This window comes from Ancylomarina euxina, assembly GCF_003863355.1.
Classification (GTDB): Bacteria; Bacteroidota; Bacteroidia; order Bacteroidales; family Marinifilaceae; genus Ancylomarina; species Ancylomarina euxinus.
This window is the reverse complement of sequence record NZ_QQWG01000056.1, coordinates 1-1283: the sequence shown is the minus strand read 5'-3', so window position 1 is coordinate 1283 and position 1283 is coordinate 1. Positions and strand designations below refer to the sequence as shown.

At 36.3% G+C, this 1283-nt stretch carries 1 protein-coding gene; it reads right to left on the bottom strand.

Annotated features, from left to right (window positions below; genetic code table 11):
- Positions 1–186: 186 nt before the first annotated feature.
- Complete coding sequence (locus DWB61_RS17545) at positions 187–1143, bottom strand: fibrobacter succinogenes major paralogous domain-containing protein (protein ID WP_158614463.1); 957 nt, start codon at positions 1141–1143, stop codon at positions 187–189.
- Positions 1144–1283: the final 140 nt, after the last annotated feature.

The window sequence follows — 1283 nt, the reverse complement described above, 5'->3', positions numbered from 1 at the left end:
AACGGTTGATGGTATGGCCAGTAAGGGAGAGCGGAGTGATAACTTATCAGTGTACATTGAATTTGATGCGAGTTAAAACCAACGCATACCTCTCAAACCCTTATTGGCTATACCATATGTTAGGTGCTGGCCATTTTAAATAAAATTTCTGGCTTTCTTTTCAGATTAATGGTTTTGGATTGAGTTTTAGTTTTTAATACAACGAACAGATAAGAAATTTAGGGCACCAGCTCTGGACAAAAATATATCTCTTTGTACTCTATTATTTTCATGTATTGCCCGGATAATATTCCATCCAAAATCACCACGAGAATATTTTATTGTAGATGACCATAAAACCAATACTCTACCTTGCCCAGAAAAAGAACCAAGAGCTGTTCCAGATGTACCTCCTGGAAGAGCACAAAATCCTGAGTAATTATTTGCTTGACTATAGGGAGAGATCCAATTAGTTCCGACTGTTTTTAAAAATTCTGCCGCAACATAATCGCCTCCGAGGTAATCGATTAGTGTAGTCCATTCTGCATCTGATGGAACATGCCAACCTGCTGGGCAGAGCTTACCAGAATTTACGGTTGGCCAATTGTACAATGCACCATATAAATCCTTATTTGCAATATTATTATCGTACAAACAATAAGCGGGCGAGTCGATTACGTCCCATGATGAATTTTCATTCATCAATGGTATATCTGTGTCATCATTATACCTCGTTGCTTTAAGGTTTTCCACCAACCAAATTTGAGTGCCGATAGTTACTGTATTATATACATTTCCATCTATATCTGTTACAGTATTGTTCGATGTAAAGGAAATATCACTGCCATAACTAGTGCCTGCCACATTAGTTGCGAATGCTCTTGCATAATATTTTGTATTTGGTATCAATCCCTCAATTCTGCAAAACATTATACTATCACTCAAACCTCCAACTTTTTTACTATTAGAAATAGTTGGACTTGGCATTAAACCCCAACAGATGCCTTGAGTCGTTAATTCAGAGCCTCCATAGCTTGAAAAGGAACTTCTTATGGTAACTGCATTTGAGCTAAGGCTAAATATTTCTGAATCAGAAATGATTGGTGTTGTCGTATTATTATTATCTTTCTTGCAACTACTTACAAGAAGGAACAAAAGTCCCATCGAAATGAGTGAAACTTTGCATATTTCTTCTAATTTTCTCATGTCTTAAATGGTTTTTGGTTTATACTATTGTCAATTTCATTAATTTTCAGTTGCTTAAAGTGCTCTATGTATCGAATTTCAGGCGGCTTGCACCTAAC